Below are 18,863 nucleotides of genomic sequence, written 5' to 3' on the forward strand. Positions count from 1 at the left end.
ATAGGCAGATCATGACTGATTTTGCGCTAAAACGGCAACAAATACTGAGTAAAATTGAAGCGGCTTGCAAAAAAAATGCAAGAAAATTTGAAGATGTTCAACTTTTGGCCGTCTCCAAAACCCATCCGGCAGAAGTGCTGCGTGAAATGCATGCGGCAGGCCAGCACAGCTTTGGCGAAAACTACTTGCAGGAAGCCTTGGCCAAGCAGGAACAGTTGCAGGATTTAAACCTTGAATGGCACTTTATCGGTCATGTACAGCGTAACAAAACTAAGCCGCTGGCCACACATTTTGACTGGGTGCATGGCGTGGATCGACTGATTATTGCCGAGCGATTATCGGCGCAGCGTCCTGAAAACCTTAAGCCACTCAATATTTGCATTCAGGTGAATATTGACGCGCAGGATAGCAAGGATGGTTGTACGCCTGAGCAAGTACCAGAACTGGTGCAGCAAATAAGCCAGCTTGCCAATATTCGTTTGCGTGGCCTGATGGTGATTCCAAAACCGGATAATACAGCAGCATTTAGGGATGCCGGAAATTTGTTTGATCAGGTAAAGGCCCAGCATGCCAATCTAAAGGATTGGGATACCTTAAGCATGGGCATGTCAGGTGACTTAGAGGAAGCCATTGCTGCGGGTTCGACGATGCTGCGGGTAGGGACGGCGTTGTTTGGGGCGAGGGATTAAAATAAATGGAAAATAATCTATGGGATCCAAGGTTACTAGCAGCATTCCTAGGAGCTGTAGTAACTATAATAATAGCGTTTATAGGATGGTTAATTGCAGCTAAGCAAAGGAAAACAGATAGATTATTAGAGATTAGAAGAAAAACTTACCTTGATGCGGTATCAAGTTTTACAGAAGCTATATCTTATCTTACTTCAATACCTGGCCATTTAAATAGTGCCGGAGTAAATTTCGCTGAAGGTATAGCTAATTTTCAAAAGGCAATTAATCAAGTTAATCTAATTTGTGAGGTTAAAAATTCATATCTCATAAATGAGTTAAATAATAAAGTAATTGAATCATTTTTTAAAATTCTAAAGTTAGCAGCACCAGTTCATGATTTGCAATTTGATATAAATGCTAAAACTCAAGTACAGAGTAACTTGAATAATAGGCTAGATAGCTTATTGGAAAGATGGGGACTTACATTAGAGGCAGAAATATTAAATCAAGAAATATTTGAAAATCAAAGCAAAGCTTTTGAAAGGTTGTCAGAGCAAATACAAGAGATTAATGCAGAAATTAATCAACTATGGGAGAACAAGTTAAATATTCAAAAAGAAGTTTCAAAGCAGAGTATTTTAATTGTTGCAAATGTTTCTCCAGTCGCTACTCAAGTGGAAATAGTCTTAAGAAAAGAGCTAGGGTTACCTTATGACAAAAATATTGCTAAACAAAGAGAGGATATGCTTGAACAACAGATTTATGCTTCATTAAAGCTTTTTGAAGATTTAGTTTGAATTATCCCACCACTTCAATCCGGCTGGCCCCAGACCCTTGCGGAATCACCTGAATCTTGACCGGAATGCGCTCATGCATGTCTTGAATATGTGAAATCAGCACCACTTTACGGCCTTGGCTTTGCAGGCGGTCCAGCGCGTCCATCACCACATGCAGTGAACTTTGATCCAGCGTACCAAAGCCTTCATCAATAAACAGCGATTCCAGTTTGGTATTGCCGGATGCCATATTGGCAATGCCCAAAGCCAGCGCCAGTGATACCAGAAAACTTTCGCCACCGGACAGCGACAGCACAGGGCGCACTTCATCATTCATATAATGATCAACAATGGTCAGGCCCAGTGAGTCTTCAATACAGCGCAACGAATAACGCGGTGTGAGCGCGGCAAGCTGCTGGTTGGCCAGCTCCACAAGCATTTGCAGGTGAAACTGCTGCGCCAGTTTTTTAAAGGTTGCCCCTTTGGCGTCACCAATTAAACTTGAAATTTTATCCCAGCGATGGTGCTCGGCTTTGGCCTTGTTGAGTTCAGCCTGATACTGCACCGCTTGTCGCTGCTGTTGCTCATCCTGCATTTTTTGAAGCTTCAACGCAGTACATTGTTCATCCAGTTGTTGCAGGGTCTGGATGATCTCCACCATATGACGTTGTAATTCTGGGAGGCTAAGCATGGGCTGATTGCTCAGATGCTGTTGCCACTGTTGGTCATAAATGCTTAAAGTGTTTTCAGCCTGTTGGACTTGCTGTTGCAGGCGCTGGGATTGTTCCTGTAGCTGCTGCTTTTGCAGGTAATCGCATCGCAGCAATTTGTCGATGTCTGCGTCCTGTAAGTCAGTATGCTGCTGTTGCCATTGTGCAATCTGCTGTTGGACGTGTTGTAAGGAAAGCTGGTTTTTATGCACATCCTGCTGTAAATGTTCCAGTTGTTGCTGCACTTTAATATGCTGTTTTTCAGTGTTTTGCTTGAGTTGGTCTGCCTGATTCAGGAGTTGTTGCTGATGTTGGTGCAGTTGTTGTAGCTGTTGTAGCCAGTCTTCGCTGGAGCGTACCGTAAACGGGGCAGCATACTGGCTAAATATGCTATCCAGTTGCTGCTGAATCTGTTGTTGCTGGGTTTGTTGCAACGCCAGTTGCTGCTGTAACTCGGTGTGCTGGGCCTGTTCATGCTGAATAGCCGACTGGAGTTGCAAGAGCTGTTGCTGTTGTTGCTGGGCCTGTTTTTCCAGTATCTTGAGTTGATTTTGGGCTTCGCAGCGCAAACGGATTTTTTGCACTATCTGAGCCTGTGTATCGTTACAGTCTTGCTGCCATGCCTGTACCAATTCAGGAGTGAGCAGTTCAATGGTTTGCTGTTCCAGTGCGGCCAGTTCCTGCCGTTTTTCTACTGATTTTTGACTGTTTTCCTGTTGCTTTTCCAGTTGCTGCCATGTTTTAAGCTGGGCTTGCTGTTGCCGGCATTGTTGTTCGAGCGCGGTTTTACTGCTGTCCAGTTTATCCTGAATGTCTTTAAGCAATTGCTGGGCAAAAGTCAGTTCCGGTTGCTGCTCCAGCCGCTGATAAAACTTGCTGCTGATCTTGCAGATTTCATCCAGAATACTTTGCCGATCATTAATCGCATGCTTTTGACGGCTGCTGAGCTGGTCGAGGCTGGTTTGCAGGCGGGTGAGTTGTTGCTGTAACGAAGCTTCTTGCTGGCGTGCTTGTTGTAATGCCAGTTCTGCCTGCTGCTGCTGGCTATCAAGTTGCTGGTTAAGTGCATTTAGCAGGTTTTGCGGATCATAAAATGGATGCTCGGTACTGCCGCAAACCATGCAGGGGTGTTCGGGTGTCAGTTGCTGGCGCAGTTCCTTAACACTCTGGGTGGTAAACAGGCGCTGTTCATTCAACAGTTGCTGGGTGGTTTTAAGTTGTAGCTCGGCATGTTGCGTTTGTTGACTGGCGTGCTGTGCTTCGGCTTGCATTGTGCCAAGCTGCTGCTGTTCACTGGCTTGTTGCTGCTGCATGACCAGAATCTGCTGCTCTACCTTGAGCCAGGATTTAAGCTGGTCACTAATGCGCTCGCAAGCTGCTTGATGCTTATGCTGTTTTTCCAGTTGCTGCTGGACCGTGTGCAATTGCTGTTCAAACTGCTCAAGGCTGCCATGCTGGGTAATCAGGTTGGCTAATTGCTGATGGATTTCATGGAGCTGTTGCTGCTGGCTGGCAATGTCCTGCTTAAAAATATCTGCCTGCTGGCGCAATAGTTCTTCACGTAACCGCGCTGCCTTTTGAACGGCTGAAATGGCCGCTTGTGGTTCGGCATCAAAGCAGACAAATTCCCGGGTTTGTTCCAAAACTGTGTGTTGCTGGGTTTGCTGTGTCTGTATGCTGGCTTGCTGTTGCTCCAGCTGGGTTTGTTCAGCCAGTTGGGGTGACAGCCTTGATATTAACAATTCAAGTTTGTCCTGCTGCTGCCGGATGTGGTCATTCAGGCTGGCCAGCTGATGCTCGCAATGCTGGGCGGTTTGTAACTGGGGTTTGAGGCTCTGCTGCTGCTGTTGCAGACTATTCAGGGCATCCAGTTGCTGCTGGTAATGCTGCTGTTGCTGGGTAAACTGCTGTTCCAGTACCGCCGCTTGTTGCTCAGCCTGTTGCCGGGTTTTTATTAGTTCTGCGGCATTATGCTGGAGCTGTTGGGCTTGTAAAAAACTGGAACGTATCGGTTCAAACTGTTCCAACTGCTGTAAAAAAACAAACTGGGGCTGAAAGTGCTGCAACTGCTGCTGGGCAGTAGCGAGAACTGCTTCCTGCTGGGCAATCTGTTGTTGTAGTTGCTGCTGCTGGCTGTACCATTCCAGTTGTTTTTCAAATTGCTGCTTTTGATGCAGCTGTTCATTCAACTGCTGCTGGGCCACATGCAACTGTTGATGCAGGCTTTGTCGCTCGTCATCACTTAAGGGGAGCTGGTCACCTATTTTCTTTTCAATGACTTCCACTTTTTCGCGGGCATGCTTGGTGGCAGCAAACGAGGCCATGCCAATGCGGGAATAAATATCCGAGTTAGTCAGATATTCCAGCAGATCGGCACGCTCGTTGTCCTTGGCCTTCAAGAAAGCGGTCACTTCCGACTGGGCCAGTAATACTGCACGGGTAAACTGGCTAAAGGTTAGACCCAGCAACTGGGTAATTTTTTCATTACACTCTTTAGTGCGCTCGGAAATTAACTGGTCATCTGTAATACAGCGCAAGGCCCGTTGTACCGGCTGAATCCGGCCATCGGCCTTAAGGCGAGCGCGTTTAACTTCCCAACGGGCCAGATAATACTTTTGGTCTTGTGCAATAAATTCCACTTCGGCAAAACCCTGCGCGCAACCTCGACGCAGAATATTGACGGTAGAATTGACCTGAACGTCATCGCCGCTGCTGTCTGCCAGTTTACCTTCGGCTTTTTGCAGCCGTGGAATCTGGTCAAACAGGGCCAGACAAATGGCATCCAGCAGGGTGGTTTTACCTGCCCCGGTAATACCCGTAATGGCAATCAATCCGGCATTTTTTAAGGGGGCCTGTTCAAAATTAATCACATGGTCGCCAGCAATGGACGCCAGATTACCCAGCCGCAAACTTAAAATTTTCATAGGTATTGTGTCATACAGCGTCTGGTGGAGCAGGGATGACAGGCTGACGTTTTACAGGCTGAGCCGTGTCCTGATCATCTGGATTTTCAGCTTGGGCAGAAAGTTGCTGAAAATCCTTAAGCACTTGTGGGTCTTCCACAAAACCCAGCTTTTGCCACAGTTGCTGAAACAGTTCTGCCGGCGTAGGTGGCGCGATTGGTGTTGATACATCTTCGCTATCGGATACCGTTTGCCGGGCCAGTGGTTTGGCCATACGGCTTAAGCGCACCAGCCGGTAATTATCCTGGGGTAAGGCAGCTTCAACCTGCTGCCTGAAATCCGGTGGCGGCGGCATCTCACTATAATATTCAATATCCACAAAAGCCTGTTGCGCCAGTGGCAAGGGATTACTGGCTTCCAGTGTTCTGGTTTTTTGCAGCACTTCATCCAGCGTGCCTTTAATTTTAAATAAGGGCACCCGGCGCGGCACATGCAGTGGTTGAATTACGGCTGGTGTATTTGGCTTTAGCTGGACTTTGACAATCTGGTGTTTGTAATTGACTTCACTAAACGACAGGGGAATGGGTGAGCCACTATAGCGAATATGCTCGTGTTCAATGCGTTGTGGCCGGTGCAAATGACCCAGCGCAACATATTGAATATCGTCGTGGAACAGTTGGGTCGAGAGTGCTTCGGCATTACCCACCACAATCGGACGTTCGGAGTCCGAGCTGGTGCCACCTTGCATATGCGCATGGGTCATGAGTACCAGTGACTGATCCTTGGTCTTGCGGCGGCGTGCTTCATCAATTAATTGCTGGTATAGGGCTTCGGTGGCCTGTGCGGTTTGCTGGTAATCCTGTCCATTGCCGGTAATTTCAGCTGGTCGTAAATAGGGCAGGGCAATACACCAGGCACAAACTTCACCCTGTGCGTTATAGATAGGACGCAACAGCTTGTCAAAGTTGAGGGTGTTGTCGTCCAGCCATTCAATCAGGCCAACCACATGAGTGTTGTATTTGGTCAGCAGTGGCTCAACCTGTTCCAGCCGGTGGCCCGAATCATGGTTGCCTGCAATCATCAGGATTTGTAAATGGCTGACTTGCGCCTGTGCCTGTGCAATAAAGTGATTGAGTTGCTTTAGGGCAGCCGTGGAAGGATTAACCACATCAAAAATATCGCCAGCAATCAGTAGTGCATCCGGCTGGTGCTCACGCAGTTGCTCGAGCAGCCAGCCTAAAAAACACTCGTGCTCATAATGCCGGGAATGATTATAAAAAAACTGTCCCAGATGCCAGTCAGAGGTGTGAAAAAAATGCAGCATATCCCTTGGTTCGCATTGTCCGGGTGATCTGGGTTTAAGGCTAACAGATTTTAGCAAAACTGGGCTATGGCAAAGCAGTAGAATTTTAAGCAACAGGGATTTTTATGGAATAAACCAATAAACTGGTTAGCACAAAAACTACAGATAAAATTCAGGCCATGCGCATCAACCTGCAGCATGGCCTGAATTTACCAAAAAGCTTTATTAACACGTTCTGGATTTAGATATTTAGGATTTATACATTCTGGTAATTTAATTGGAATTACTGGCCTGTCATATTGGTTGTGCCTGACATACTGCCTGTACCGGACATGTCAGTAGACATATTGCCGCTTGGGCCAATGTTTTTAAATGCCAGCGCACATTTACCAGCAACTTGCTTGCCATCCACCGTGGCCGTTACTGAAGAATTGGCCTGACCACTACAAGCCTGATCTGCTTCCATAGGGTCAATGTTACGCACATTGCGCGAATTAGGAACATAGCGATATTCACAGGTGCCGTTAAAAATTACCCCATTCATGGCCATGGACACCGGAGCACCCTGTGACTTGCCACGGCAAACTTGCTGAAGTTTGGACGGATTGTACTGGAATGTTTCACCCATAGGGGCTGCCTGTGCACTGCTTACTGCAACACTGCCCAACATCGCAATACCAACAAGTACTGGTAGTTTCATTGTGCCTTACCTCGTTATTAATATGGTGTAAACAGCCTAAGGCCATAAAGCATGGGCTTCAACCCGCTAAAGTTTTAAAAAAGTAAACTAATAAGCTGAAATGATTATAATTTGTGAGATCGTGAAAAGTTATATGTCCAGCATGGCAAAGCTTATCTCAAATACAAAAAAGCGAAGCCGGGAATAGCTTCGCTTTTTAACAGGTTGTTGCCTGCTAAGGATTAACCCTTATCCCCGTATTAGTGGTTACGGGTTGTAGTTACGCGGGTAGTTTCTACAGTGCGGATTGCCATGCGGCCACCAATGGCAGCAGCAATTGCACCCAGCAGTGAGGCAATAAAGGCCCACATTGCCGCTTTGGCAGCAGTTTCAGCAGCCTGTTCAGCCGCTTGACGGGCTTTGGCTTCAGCCGCTTTTAATTGCTGGCGAGCAGTCTGGTAAGTACCAATCCAGCCATCCACAGTACGCTCGGCTTCAGCCTGCGTTTGACCACGGGCAACCAGTACGTTTACCATGGCTTCACGGTCAACAGCCTGTACGGTATCCTGACCTTCGCGGAACAGGTTTTGCAGCAACTGGTCTACGTTGGCATTTTGCTGTGCAGGTGCCGTATTGGCATTGGCCTGAGCGGTAGTGGCTGTATCATCAGCTACATCTTCAGCTTGCGCGCGCAGGTTTTCAGGTTGTAACTCTGGCTTGCCGGTCTGGCGCAACAGGGTTTCAGCTTGCTGGCGGATATTGTCCAGATTAAATCCATTGCTACGCATGGCCTCATCTGGTGAATCATTATTGGCAGCAGCAGTCACCGCTGCAGTAGTACCCAGTGCAAGACCATGGCCAACCATGGTGCCGACACCAGTCACTACACGGCCCATAGCAGTGGTAATCAGCAAAGTAGACAGTGCCCATACCATAGCACCATGCATTAGCCCATCAGCTGGCGTACCGTTTGCCAGTCTGCCGCTTACCCAGCCACCAATAAACATGGCAATAATGGAAGTAATTGTCCACCAGATCAGGCCACCGGTAGCCAGTCCATCCATAGGATTCGCTTCACTGGCCGGATTAATGGTGGTCATGCCAATGGCTGTACCCAGCAGCATTAACAGTACCTGAACGGCCAGGGCAACGGCAGTACCTGCAAGAATCGCACCCCACGAAACGCGGTTGTACCACAATGGCATATCACTCACCGTTACACGGTCATGATGAACATTGGTATGTTGATTTGGAGTTTCCATAAGTCATCATCCATCGGTCAAATAAATTAAGAAGGTAAAATTAATTTAACGCATTGAATTACGACAACAATGTTTTAGTTTTGGGGCGAAACGTTAAGAAAATGTTTCAAAAGGGCTGCCTGTAACACATGCTTACTTTTTGAAGGTTTAGCATTACATTTTGAAATAGTTGAGTTAAACAGTAACTGGATAATACGAATAGCTCTAATAAAATGATTTAAGAAAGGCAGGAAACATTTCAATAGAACTATTTGAAATAAAACGATGCACTTATAAAGCGTTAACGATATAGAGGCTGGTTTAATACGTTACTGTATAAGAATAAAATTGAAATCAATTTTTTTTAGAATAAAAATTAAAAATAACGGCTGGCCCTGCTTGCGCATGTGAGAGTTTCAGGCCAGCCGCCAAGATTTGCTGCCCATTCCAGAAGAATGGATGCCACAACAAATAAAAGAGCCCTATATCAGGATGCCATCGATGACACAGAGCAAAATCAAACAAATCTAGAGGTGATTCCCTTATATAACGCCACAAGTACACAAAGGGTTGACAGCCTTTTGCAGAAAATAAAAAATATTTTTATGAATGATGAATAAGACACTGAATAAAGCCATGAATTAACAAAACACAGAAATATTCATTGGTGGAAAGCCATCATTGTTTTTTATACTCGCAGCCTGTTATAAAACAATGAAGACGCAGGATGTTTGCTTAATGTTGTTAAAAACCGGGTTTGGCGGGCTGGCCTTGAGGCTACTGGTGGTTTTGGCTTGTACGACGATTTACAGCACAGGCTGGGCTGAGTCGCCAGCAGCGCCATCCACTGAAAATAACACCTCAGTGCCTGCATCTGGTGTATTTGGCCAGAATAACAATAGTGGTTCGTTTGGCCGTTCCAAGACATTGCTGGGCCAGCAGGCTGGCAAACCAGCATTTTTATCGGCAACACAGGCCTTTCAGTTTACTGCCCTGCAAGCTGCCGACAAGGTCATTATTGAGGCCAACGTAGTACCGGGACATTATTTGTACCAGCAGCGTTTTGCTGTTCAGGCTAGCTCTGGCTTAACCGTGGGTAAAATTAGCTTTAACCAGCAGCCAGAATTTGAAAATGATCCTGAATTTGGTCGTGTGCCGGTATTTCATCAGGATGTAAGTCTGACGGTTCCTGTGCAGGGTAGTGGCACACTTACGCTGAGCTGGCAGGGCTGTGCCAAGGCTGGTGTCTGCTATCCGCCAGAGCAGTTTCAAACCCGCATCATCAATGCCAAGCCTGCCACTAAAACTGACACTCAAAAAGACAAGGCTTCTTCAGTTCAAGCTAATGCAAAGGCCGATATTGCAACAGCCCAGACCAATAAAACCCAGCCAGCAGTACCCGATACGCCAGCTATAACCTCAACAAATAATGCCAAGGCGCAAACAGCTTTAGAGAGTAAAACTAATGTAAAGGTCACTGCATTAGGTGATGCCCCGCCGATTGTGGCAACGCCATTGCCAGAAATGCTGCCAGCTACAAGTGCGCATGCCGAAACTGCAACTACCATAACGCCAAATCAGCCTGCGCCTATCAGCTCAGTCAATAGCATGATCAGCGATCCATTTGGTTTGGCAGACCATACTTTACTGGCATTGGGCCTGTTATTTCTGGCGGGTCTGGGTTTGGCCTTTACCCCGTGCGTGTTACCTATGCTGCCCATTGTGGCCAATCTGGTGGCCACCCAGCATCGCCGTTCAGCAGGGCACGGCTTTTTACTGGCCGCGGCTTATGCGGTTGGGGTAGCTTGTAGCTATGCGCTACTGGGCGCGCTAATAGCAGCGTTTGGCCATCAGATTAACCTGATTGCATGGTCACAGCATCCTGCCATTCTGATTGGTTTTGCCGTGATTTTTGTATTGCTGGCCCTGCACAGTTTTGAGCTGTTTGAATTGCGCCTGCCTGCTTTTATCCGTGGCCGTATCGAAAAGGTTGGGCAATATGGTCAGGCCAGCAAATGGTCGGGCAGTATTTTTGGCTGCTGGGTGGCTGGTTTTTTCTCAGCATTAATTGTATCGCCATGCTTATCTGCGCCGCTGGCTGGTGTTTTGCTATCGGTATCTACAGTGGGAAATCCATGGCTGGGTGCCCTGTCATTATTTTGTCTGGGCTTGGGGCTGGGTGTGCCACTCATGATTCTGGGCGCAACCGAAGGGCGCTTTTTACCCAAAGCAGGCAATTGGCTCAACTGGGTACGTCGCGGTTTTGGCTTACTACTATTTGCCGTCGCACTGATTTTACTTAATCGGGTTTTTGTTAGCCCATGGATGCTGCTGCTATGGGCGGTGTTAAGCGTATTTTTTGCCCTGTGGCTTTGGTACTGGGCGGGTCGTGGTGGAATGCTGACCAAGGCACTGGGCATTGTGGTAGGCATCTGGGCTGCCATGCAGGTGATTGGTGCAGGCCTTGGTGCAACCGATCCATTACGGCCATTAGCACCGCTGTTGCAAAAAAACAGTACGCCACAGTCAGTAAAAGTCATTTATACCACCGCGCAATTATCGCAGTATCAGCAACAGCATCCACGCTTGCTGGTTGAGCTAACAGCAGACTGGTGCATTGCCTGCAAAATTGTTGAACGTGAGCTGTTTTTGCAAAATCCGGTGCCTGAATTACAGGACTGGACACGGGTCAAACTTGATGTAACGCAAACCAATGCAGACAGCCGTGCTGTGCTAAAAAACCTTAACCTGTTTGGGCCACCGGCCATTTTGCTGTACCAGAATGGCCAACTGGTGGAACAGGTACTGGGTGAACCCACGCGTGATGAATTTCAGCAAATCTTGCAGCAGCGTGCCCATTAAGAGTGCTAATCGGTATTAAGCTGCCTTGGTGCAGTAGCGTTAAGCAAAAATCGTTTCCCACCCTTCCATCATACAAGGAACTTAGCAATGGAGAAAACACTGGACTTCTGGTTTGAATATGCCAGTCCTTATTCTTATCCGGCAGCCATGCGGGTAGAGCAACTGGCTGCGCAAGCCGGGGTTAAAGTACGCTGGCGGGTGTTTTTACTGGGTGCTGTATTTCAGCAGTATGGCTGGAAAACCACGCCTAACGAGCTTTTTCCAGCTAAGGGAAATTACATGTGGCACGACATGCAGCGTATTTGTGCCAGCCTGAATATGCCGTATCAGAGACCATCTACTTTTCCACGCAATGGTATGCTGGCTGCACGGATCTCTGCCAATTATGCCCAAAGCCCGTGGATTGGAGATTTTGTCCGCAACGTGTATCAAGCCAATTTTGCCGATGATCAGGATATTGGCAATAGCGAACTGATTGCACAAATTCTGGAAAAACTGGGCCAGAACAGTGAACAGATTATTGCCGAAGCCAACAGTGATGACGGCAAGCAAAAATTAAAGCAGCAAACCCAGCAGGCATTGCAGCAGGATGTGTTCGGCGCGCCCTTCATGATGGTGGGTAATGAGCCGTTCTGGGGCAATGACCGACTGGAACAGGCGATTTATTTTGCCGCACATGGCAAGTTGCCAGCCAGCGTGACATTACATTAATTTAAACGGCTGGTTTTGGCCTAAACGGTTGGCAGGCAGGTAAGCTGTCGGGTCAACCATTAATGTTTCACCCAGCATTTGCTGCTTTAAAAGCCGGGCAGAAGCGGGTGCCATCACCAGTCCATTTCTAAAATGTCCGCAATTCAGCCATAAGTTGCTTTGCTGTGAAGTCTGTCCAAGGGGCGCCTGACCAATATAAGGCACCCCATCCGGCACGCTAGGCCGCAAGCCCGCCCATGCATGAACACGAGGCATGTCCTGTAACTCAGGAGCCAGCCGATAAGCGGTTTGCTGAAGTTTTAGTCCGGTTTCAATATTTACATCGGTATTAAACCCCACGTCGTCGGTACTGGAACCACAGACAATATGTCCATCCAGCCGGGGAATCAGATAAATACCTTGGTGCATCACCATGGTCGGCAGCCATTGGGCGGGTGCCTTGAATAATATCATTTGTCCCTGAATGGGCTTAACCGGCACTTGCCAGTCAAACTGTTCACTCAGCAAACCAGACCATGCACCTGTGGCAATGACATACTGATCTGCCTGCCAGCGCTTGCCATGCTCATCCACGACAGCGCTAATGCGATTATTTTTAATGTCAAAACGCTGTACTGTAGTAAACGCCTGCATATTGACATTCGGTTGCAGTTTTAAAAATGCAATCAGGGTCTTGAGCAGGCGAGGATTACGAATATTGGCCAGTTCGGGAAACCACAAACCTTGGGAAATACTGGAATTTAATCTTGGGTTAATGCTGTGCAGTGCTGAATCAGTTAACAATTGTGCCGTTTGCTGTGGATCATGGTCATGCGCCGCCCAGCCAAGGCCAGTATTAAAATCAGCTTCATCCAGAATTAGCATGCCAGACGGATTAATTTCAATATCCAGCCCGGTGGCCTGTTGCAGCAGCGGTTGCCATTGCTGGTACATGGCTTTGCCAAAACGTGCCAACCCATTAACTGCATCCGGGTAAAGCCAGGGATACATGGTTGACAAAATGCCACCGCCTGCCCATGAGGCGGCCTGCCCAAAATCCTGCTTGTCCAGTAAGGTGACTTCGCAGCCTGCCTGTGACAGCTCTAGCGCAGTAAGCAGGCCAATAACTCCGCCACCAATAATCAGTACCTTCATTAATTCAGGCCTTTAAGCATTCTGGCGGCAGTTTCTGCAAAGTAGGTCAAAATGCCATCGGCCCCGGCACGCCGAAAGCCCAGCAATGATTCCAGAATAACGGCATCACTGAGCCAGCCGTTTTGAATGGCGGCCATGTGCATGGCATATTCACCGCTCACCTGATAAACAAAAGTTGGCACGCCAAAGGTATCCTTGACTTCGCGCACCAGATCCAGATAGGGCTGACCGGGTTTTACCATCACCATATCTGCGCCTTCCTGTAAGTCCAGTGCAACCTCATGCAGGGCTTCGGCGCGGTTACCCGGATTCATCTGATAGTTTTTCTTGTGGCCACCTTTAAGGTTACTGGCGCTGCCCACGGCATCACGGAATGGCCCATAGTAAGCCGAGGCATATTTGGCCGAGTAGGCCATCAGGTTGGTATAGATAAAACCATGGTGCTCCAGTGCCTGCCGGATGGCACCAATACGGCCATCCATCATGTCGCTAGGGGCAATAATGTCTGCGCCTGCTTCGGCGTGGCTTAAAGCCTGTTTCACCAATGCCTCTACGGTTTCATCATTCAAGACATAACCGGTGTCATCAATAATGCCATCCTGCCCATGCGTGGTATACGGGTCAAGGGCACCATCACTGATCAGCACCATGTCCGGTAGCTCTTTTTTTAGCAGGCGAATGGTATTTTGCACTAGTCCATCTGCTTGCCATGCCGCGCTGGCGTGTAAACTCTTGTCTTGCTGTGGGGTAACCGGAAACAGTGCCAGTTTACTGACACCCAGACTAAGCAGGGTTTCCGCTTTTTTGAGTAATAAATCGGCAGACAGGCGCTGAACACCGGGCATGCTATGAATATCCTGCGTCTGGTTTTGGCCGGGTAATACAAATACCGGACAAATAAGGTGCTTGGCCAGTAGCTCATGCTCAGTCACCATTTCACGAATGTGATCGTGCTTTCGTACGCGGCGTAAACGGGTGGCAGGAAAGGGGGCGCGATTAAACGAATAGCTCATGGCAGGCACTCTGGTCACATGAAAATTAACTCGGGTGCAAGCATAACATATTGTTTTATTTATTTAATGTTGGCATTAATTGCAGTTGTGTTTAAGCCAGTCGCCATTATTTTTGCAAGTGGTTAAAACTATTGGTGAATTCAGGAGTTGCAGATTTTGTTCCAGTGAAACCCTCACCATTAAAGGCCGGTTCAATGCTGTTTAATTAACCTGTTATGGGTTTAAATCACTTTTAGTTGTAAACAGCGCTACAACCTATTGGCATCATATTGAAACAACATCAACTTAAATCAGATCAATAAAAATATAAGCCACTACCAAAGCAATCAGGATAATATTACTAATAATAAAAATCCGGCCAGTCCCTCCGACTGTAGCAGCATCACACTCGCGGCAATAACCCGCATCCAGCTCTTTACCACATTTATTGCACAGTTCAGATTTAATCTTCACGGGGTTGGCTCCAGTTGATGCACCCATTAACCAGATTAAGAGCGGCTTAATAATTTCACCTTACGGGGGTTATTAATTATTCAACAGCAGAAAAATGTGACCCTTCGGGCAATTGAGTAAATTGACGTAATTTGATGTAGTTTTTTTCAAAATTACGGGATTAAAAGTAAACTTTAAAAACAGTAAGTGATTTCGAATATCATCTTTAAATATAATCTTTGTTTAATTTATCTAAAAAATAAATAAGCAGTTGATAGGCGTTAAACCCACAATATAGTAAGATTGCGGCGCGGTAAAACCCTTAACCCAGCCATGCATCAAGAGAGAAAATGCAAAAATACCAACAGGTTGTCTTTGTCAGCACTATTAATGATGCCAGTCCGCTGGTTAAGCGGGATATTTTAAGTCAGTTTAACGAAGATGCCATGACTTACTTCCAGCGGGGGGACATTACAGGCCTGCTGTTTTATGGTAATGATCATTTTTTCCATTATTTTGAAAGCGATGCAAAGCGCATGGAACAGCTTAAGGCTGATGTGCTGGCGTATCCGCATCATCATAATCAGCAATTAATCTACAATGAAAAAGCGCCGCAAAAGAAATTTAATAGCTGGCAAATGAAATACACCCAGAATGATCCACTGGTTCAGGCTTTTTTTGCCCGCCATGGCTGGGAACGTTTTGATCCTTATCTGCTGCAAGGCGAATTGCTGGATGAGTTTATGGCCATTGTCATGACTTATGCTGATTCCAGCGAATTAATTACAGGCAGGCCTGCGGTTAGCGTAGCGGAAAAGCATGCCAGTTTTCGGCATTATATGCTGGGCACGCTGGCCCTGATTGGTGTTGCATGGCTGGTATTTATGATATTAAGCCATCTTGGCTATATTAATTTTTCACTACTTTACTATCAGTAGCGGTTAAATCCCGGTCAACAATTGCTTATCAGGATGACCCAAGGCCCGCGTTAAACGGGCCTTTTTGCTGGATTTTTTAAAAGTAGTGCTGGGTTAACTGGCTTTTTTGAGCAGTCGCCGGGTGATTTTAACCAGTCGCGCAGTGGCAGGCTGCCCAAAAGCAAGAAGATAGTTTATAGATTTGTCTTGCTGGCTAGCACTGGCTTCTAGCTTGCCCACTTCACGGGCCCGTTCCAGCATATCCACCACTTCATGAAAAGACAGCATCACCTGATCATCATCACAAAATGGATAACGCACATTCAGGTTGCATTCAGGATCAAATTCGGTTTTGTGTAGCCGGTTTGGAATAAGACTTACCGCTAACGTCCTGCCTGACAATTTTTTACCCATTGCTTTACTCCTTCTTGAAGTAAATTAATAAGGCCAATGGATAGTTTATACCAGCCCATTGCTGCACAATAACGTCACAGAATGACGCTAAACTGACAGGGTAAATGCTAGGATAAATGATATTAATAGGCTGTATTTAAGCCTAAAAAACACTCCAAAAACCAGAAAATACAAGATAGGATAAAAATTATTGAAAATAACTAAATAAATTTCAGTCAGTTAAAATTTAAATTAGAGAGTTTTAAATTGTGATGAAGTTTACATTACAATACCGCCTCTTGTGAGCCAACATTGCGGAATTTTCATGTCGGAACAATCTAATTCTTCATCAATAGCTGAAGCGCATCAGCAGCCTCAATCTGTTCCTGTTCAGCAGGCGGCACCAGCGCATAAAAGTAGCTGGACCGGCGACATTACCACTACCGGGGTAATCAAGATTGATGTGGTGTTGCAACAGCTTTGCCGTGCCTTTAATACCTCACCGTTTTTTCATCATCTGAACATGAAAATGGTACTGGACGGGCAGGACATCAAGTGCATTGTAGACATGGATGATAGCCTGATTGGCAATGTGGCTTTTCAGATTCTGCATGGCGGTGTGGCCGCGACACTCCTGGATAGTATTGGCGGCATTGTGGCCATGGGTGAGTTATACAAGCGTGCGGACAAGGATCATATTGCCGATACGGTGAAAAAGGTAACCCGGCTGGCTACTGTTGATATGCGGATTGACTATATTGCACCAGGCCGTGGCAGGCAGTTTATTGGTTCAGCCGAAGTATTGCGCATGGGACGCAAGGGCTGTACCACACGCATGAATATGCACAATGATGAAGGCAAGCTCATTGCTACTGGCATTGCCTCTTATGCCTATTAGTCTTAAAGCAGCGAAGTTTAAAACAGGCGGTACGATATGAACTGCCGTCTGGGCTGTGGGGCATGCTGCATTGCGCCCAGTATCAGCAGCCCCATTCCGGGTATGCCTCAGGGTAAGCCAGCCGGTGTACGTTGTATTCAGCTGGATGCGCAGAATTTATGCAAGATTTTTGGTCATCCCGGGCGTCCAAAAGTATGTGGTTCATTACAACCGGAACAACGAATGTGTGGCAATAACAATGCCGCCGCTTTTGATTATCTGAATGAACTGGAAAAACTGACTTCCTGATCCGAATAAAGTCATTAAGACATTTTATTGATCAGTATTAAGACATTTTATTGATCAGTATTAAAACATTTTATTGATCAATGTTTAGATAACTCTTCATCTGGCCCAAACTTTATTAAAAATGACCTCTGACCCCCTGAACAGGGGATAGTGTTTTTTTAGGCCTTCCTTAATATTTGCTGTAAGTCACATTAATCAGTGCCTGGGGTGCTGATGATGACATGCCCATAGCTAAAAGGATGCCCTGATGAAACCATTAAATTTTAAAGCACTAACACTTGCCGTCTGTGTTGGCGCTACATTGAGTCTGGCTGCCTGTGGTAGCGACAATGATGATAACAACAGTACTGCTAACCCGGCACCGGCCAGTACTGAAACCATTAAGGGCACCGCAGCTACAGGCAAGCCATTTGTCGGTAAGATAGTTGTCAAAAACAAGGATGGCAAGGAATCCACAGCAGTTGATATTAAGCTGGATGGTACTTTTGAGGTGGCAGCGCCTAAGGGTGGGCCATACCTGATTAAAGCATATAATGATAAAACCGGTGATCAGGCCGTCACGCTATATTCCTATTCTATGGATGCCAAAACTCAGGTCAATGTGAACCAGCTCACTACGCAGGCAATATTTGCTGCCAATGGTCAGGCCAGCCTGGATGCGCTGTATAAAGACTGGGACAAGCAAAACAGCGTGGTTACAGCAGCCAAGGTTGAAGACGCCGCCAAAAAAGTGGCAGCCAACCTGAGCAGCCAGTTTGCTGCCGTCAGTATTGATGCCAAAAAGCTTAATATTTTTAGCTACGAATTCAAGGCCAATGGCAGTGGTTTTGATGCAGTGCTGGACAAGGTGCAGATTTCAGGCTTTAGCAACTGTAATGTCAGTAGCTGTAACGTAAAATACATGATTAATGGCAGCGAGTTTTCCTGGAATTACCAGATCAGCACCACGGGCTATTCATGGGTGGTTGATGGCGGTGGTATCCCGGGTTCAGGCCAGAACTGTCTGGTGGGCGTTGACGTGAAAGTAGCCGGACAAAATGTTTCCCAGAAAGTCTGTTATTCCAATTTCCCAACCAATACCGTGTGTGGTGCCGCCAATGGTGCATTAGGTAGCGCCTTGCAGGTGTTTTCTTCAGGTATTGGTGGCGTTAGTGCAACTTATACTTTTAGTGCGGTTGGCTCCTGTCCAGCTGGCGCCACGGTGGTTGCCTGGAAATAACCAAATTTAAAAATAAATGATCTAAAAAAAATCGCATAAAAAAGCCCTGAACTACTCAGGGCTTTTTTATATTCAGGATTTTTTGCTAAAAGGTGCTAATCCAGTCGCGTTTGCAATGAAAGTCAGCCTGCGCACCTGAATGCTGTAATGCAAAATAAAGTTCAGGCTGCTTACGGGTTTTGATGACACTGGTCATGCCAATCATCAGGTCATTCCAGCCACACTGATAGTTTTCAAAAAAATGATGAAAGCTTAATACGGCTTCCAGCTTTTGCGGCTGTGCCTTTAGCTCCAGCAATTGAATATCGTGAACAGCAACAGGTGGCATGTCCGCAGGTTCACGATAATCATCAAAGCCATAGCAGTTCCAGACGCCTGCTGGACTCAGGTTAATTTCCCGATAAGCTGTCTGGTTCTTAAGCCCAATAAAAAGCTCAAAACAGGTGTGCTGCCATAAATAGTCACGGCGCGGGTAACCTAGTGCATCAGCATCGGTATGACTGGATGAAGGCGTACCCAGACAGGAAGCCAGATTATCCGCTGAATCTGGCCAGAGCACCTGTTGTTCGGGATCATTCAGCCAGAACAGCACACGCACTGAATATGGAAGCAGGATTTCAGTGGCACCAACAAGGCGGATACTGCGGTCTAGGGTAAACGGTTCTAACTCATAGCTTGGCAAGATCCGCTACTCCATAGAGAACAAAGAATAA

Annotated in this window: 17 protein-coding genes; 8 read left to right on the forward strand and 9 right to left on the reverse strand. The window is 46.7% G+C overall.

Annotated elements, in window-relative coordinates; translation table 11 throughout:
• Positions 1-11 precede the first annotated feature (11 nt).
• Entirely contained in the window at positions 12-689 is a 678-nt protein-coding gene (locus tag BKE30_RS09025; RefSeq protein WP_076878275.1) for a YggS family pyridoxal phosphate-dependent enzyme, read from the forward strand.
• A gap of 5 nt (positions 690-694) precedes the next feature.
• A complete protein-coding gene (locus BKE30_RS09030) occupies positions 695-1,468 on the forward strand; it encodes a hypothetical protein (protein ID WP_076878276.1) in 774 nt (257 codons plus the stop codon).
• A 1-nt stretch (position 1,469) separates the two neighbouring features.
• Here the strand turns inward: BKE30_RS09030 and BKE30_RS09035 are convergent, their stop codons facing one another.
• The 4 genes from BKE30_RS09035 to BKE30_RS09050 form a co-directional block, all read right to left on the reverse strand.
• Positions 1,470-5,081, reverse strand: coding sequence for an AAA family ATPase (locus BKE30_RS09035; protein ID WP_076878277.1), 3,612 nt, complete (start codon positions 5,079-5,081; stop codon positions 1,470-1,472).
• Between the two features lie 10 nt (positions 5,082-5,091).
• Complete coding sequence (locus BKE30_RS09040; RefSeq protein WP_076878278.1) at positions 5,092-6,384, reverse strand: exonuclease SbcCD subunit D C-terminal domain-containing protein; 1,293 nt, start codon at positions 6,382-6,384, stop codon at positions 5,092-5,094.
• A gap of 262 nt (positions 6,385-6,646) precedes the next feature.
• A complete protein-coding gene (locus BKE30_RS09045; RefSeq protein WP_076878279.1) occupies positions 6,647-7,063 on the reverse strand; it encodes a hypothetical protein in 417 nt (138 codons plus the stop codon).
• 239 nt (positions 7,064-7,302) lie between these two features.
• Positions 7,303-8,304 (reverse strand): TIGR04086 family membrane protein, encoded by a 1,002-nt coding sequence (locus BKE30_RS09050; protein WP_083698518.1) that lies wholly within the window; start codon positions 8,302-8,304, stop codon positions 7,303-7,305.
• 717 nt (positions 8,305-9,021) lie between these two features.
• On the opposite strand from BKE30_RS09050, the gene dsbD reads away from it, so the two are divergent.
• Together dsbD and BKE30_RS09060 are read left to right on the forward strand one after the other, a co-directional pair.
• Positions 9,022-11,145, forward strand: a complete 2,124-nt coding sequence (gene dsbD, locus BKE30_RS09055) for a protein-disulfide reductase DsbD (RefSeq protein ID WP_076878280.1) — start codon at positions 9,022-9,024, stop codon at positions 11,143-11,145.
• An 87-nt stretch (positions 11,146-11,232) separates the two neighbouring features.
• Positions 11,233-11,856, forward strand: coding sequence for a 2-hydroxychromene-2-carboxylate isomerase (locus tag BKE30_RS09060; RefSeq protein ID WP_076878281.1), 624 nt, complete (start codon positions 11,233-11,235; stop codon positions 11,854-11,856).
• Here BKE30_RS09060 and thiO read toward each other — a convergent pair.
• From thiO to BKE30_RS16015, 3 genes are all read right to left on the reverse strand, one after another.
• Positions 11,848-12,990: a glycine oxidase ThiO gene (thiO, locus tag BKE30_RS09065; protein ID WP_076878282.1), complete on the reverse strand. Its 1,143-nt coding sequence runs from the start codon at positions 12,988-12,990 to the stop codon at positions 11,848-11,850. The genes BKE30_RS09060 and thiO overlap by 9 nt on opposite strands.
• Complete coding sequence (gene hemB / locus BKE30_RS09070; protein WP_076878283.1) at positions 12,990-14,003, reverse strand: porphobilinogen synthase; 1,014 nt, start codon at positions 14,001-14,003, stop codon at positions 12,990-12,992. Before hemB ends, thiO begins: the two co-directional genes overlap by 1 nt.
• Positions 14,004-14,288: 285 nt before the next feature.
• A complete protein-coding gene (locus BKE30_RS16015) occupies positions 14,289-14,456 on the reverse strand; it encodes a hypothetical protein (RefSeq protein WP_158073181.1) in 168 nt (55 codons plus the stop codon).
• Positions 14,457-14,785: 329 nt separating this feature from the next.
• Between BKE30_RS16015 and BKE30_RS09080 the strand changes: the two genes are divergently transcribed.
• Positions 14,786-15,373 (forward strand): BLUF domain-containing protein, encoded by a 588-nt coding sequence (locus BKE30_RS09080; protein ID WP_076878285.1) that lies wholly within the window; start codon positions 14,786-14,788, stop codon positions 15,371-15,373.
• Between the two features lie 93 nt (positions 15,374-15,466).
• Here BKE30_RS09080 and BKE30_RS09085 read toward each other — a convergent pair whose 3' ends face one another.
• Complete coding sequence (locus BKE30_RS09085; protein ID WP_076878286.1) at positions 15,467-15,766, reverse strand: hypothetical protein; 300 nt, start codon at positions 15,764-15,766, stop codon at positions 15,467-15,469.
• 304 nt (positions 15,767-16,070) lie between these two features.
• On the opposite strand from BKE30_RS09085, the gene BKE30_RS09090 reads away from it, so the two are divergent.
• From BKE30_RS09090 to BKE30_RS09100, 3 genes are all read left to right on the forward strand, one after another.
• Positions 16,071-16,643, forward strand: a complete 573-nt coding sequence (locus BKE30_RS09090) for a thioesterase family protein (RefSeq protein ID WP_083698520.1) — start codon at positions 16,071-16,073, stop codon at positions 16,641-16,643.
• A gap of 36 nt (positions 16,644-16,679) precedes the next feature.
• Positions 16,680-16,931, forward strand: a complete 252-nt coding sequence (locus BKE30_RS09095; protein ID WP_076878287.1) for a YkgJ family cysteine cluster protein — start codon at positions 16,680-16,682, stop codon at positions 16,929-16,931.
• A gap of 247 nt (positions 16,932-17,178) precedes the next feature.
• Positions 17,179-18,150 carry a hypothetical protein gene (locus BKE30_RS09100; RefSeq protein WP_076878288.1) on the forward strand — a complete coding sequence of 324 codons (972 nt, stop codon included), beginning with the start codon at positions 17,179-17,181 and terminating at the stop codon, positions 18,148-18,150.
• 85 nt (positions 18,151-18,235) lie between these two features.
• On the opposite strand, the gene BKE30_RS09105 is transcribed toward BKE30_RS09100, so the two are convergent.
• A complete protein-coding gene (locus BKE30_RS09105) occupies positions 18,236-18,832 on the reverse strand; it encodes a DOMON domain-containing protein (protein WP_076878289.1) in 597 nt (198 codons plus the stop codon).
• Positions 18,833-18,863 lie beyond the last annotated feature (31 nt).

This window comes from Alkanindiges hydrocarboniclasticus (genome assembly GCF_001982605.1).
GTDB classification, from domain to species: Bacteria; Pseudomonadota; Gammaproteobacteria; order Pseudomonadales; family Moraxellaceae; genus Alkanindiges; species Alkanindiges hydrocarboniclasticus.

Coding starts and splice junctions, on each gene's coding strand:
- BKE30_RS09040 (WP_076878278.1), bottom strand. CDS start 6,384: ATGCTGCATTTTTTTCACACCTCTGACTGGCATCTGGGACAGTTTTTT.
- BKE30_RS09100 (WP_076878288.1), top strand. CDS start 17,179: ATGAAACCATTAAATTTTAAAGCACTAACACTTGCCGTCTGTGTTGGC.
- BKE30_RS09095 (WP_076878287.1), top strand. CDS start 16,680: ATGAACTGCCGTCTGGGCTGTGGGGCATGCTGCATTGCGCCCAGTATC.
- BKE30_RS09030 (WP_076878276.1), top strand. CDS start 695: ATGGAAAATAATCTATGGGATCCAAGGTTACTAGCAGCATTCCTAGGA.
- thiO (WP_076878282.1), bottom strand. CDS start 12,990: ATGAAGGTACTGATTATTGGTGGCGGAGTTATTGGCCTGCTTACTGCG.
- dsbD (WP_076878280.1), top strand. CDS start 9,022: ATGTTGTTAAAAACCGGGTTTGGCGGGCTGGCCTTGAGGCTACTGGTG.
- BKE30_RS09080 (WP_076878285.1), top strand. CDS start 14,786: ATGCAAAAATACCAACAGGTTGTCTTTGTCAGCACTATTAATGATGCC.
- BKE30_RS09085 (WP_076878286.1), bottom strand. CDS start 15,766: ATGGGTAAAAAATTGTCAGGCAGGACGTTAGCGGTAAGTCTTATTCCA.
- BKE30_RS09025 (WP_076878275.1), top strand. CDS start 12: ATGACTGATTTTGCGCTAAAACGGCAACAAATACTGAGTAAAATTGAA.
- BKE30_RS09035 (WP_076878277.1), bottom strand. CDS start 5,081: ATGAAAATTTTAAGTTTGCGGCTGGGTAATCTGGCGTCCATTGCTGGC.
- hemB (WP_076878283.1), bottom strand. CDS start 14,003: ATGAGCTATTCGTTTAATCGCGCCCCCTTTCCTGCCACCCGTTTACGC.
- BKE30_RS09045 (WP_076878279.1), bottom strand. CDS start 7,063: ATGAAACTACCAGTACTTGTTGGTATTGCGATGTTGGGCAGTGTTGCA.
- BKE30_RS09090 (WP_083698520.1), top strand. CDS start 16,071: ATGTCGGAACAATCTAATTCTTCATCAATAGCTGAAGCGCATCAGCAG.
- BKE30_RS09050 (WP_083698518.1), bottom strand. CDS start 8,304: ATGGAAACTCCAAATCAACATACCAATGTTCATCATGACCGTGTAACG.
- BKE30_RS09060 (WP_076878281.1), top strand. CDS start 11,233: ATGGAGAAAACACTGGACTTCTGGTTTGAATATGCCAGTCCTTATTCT.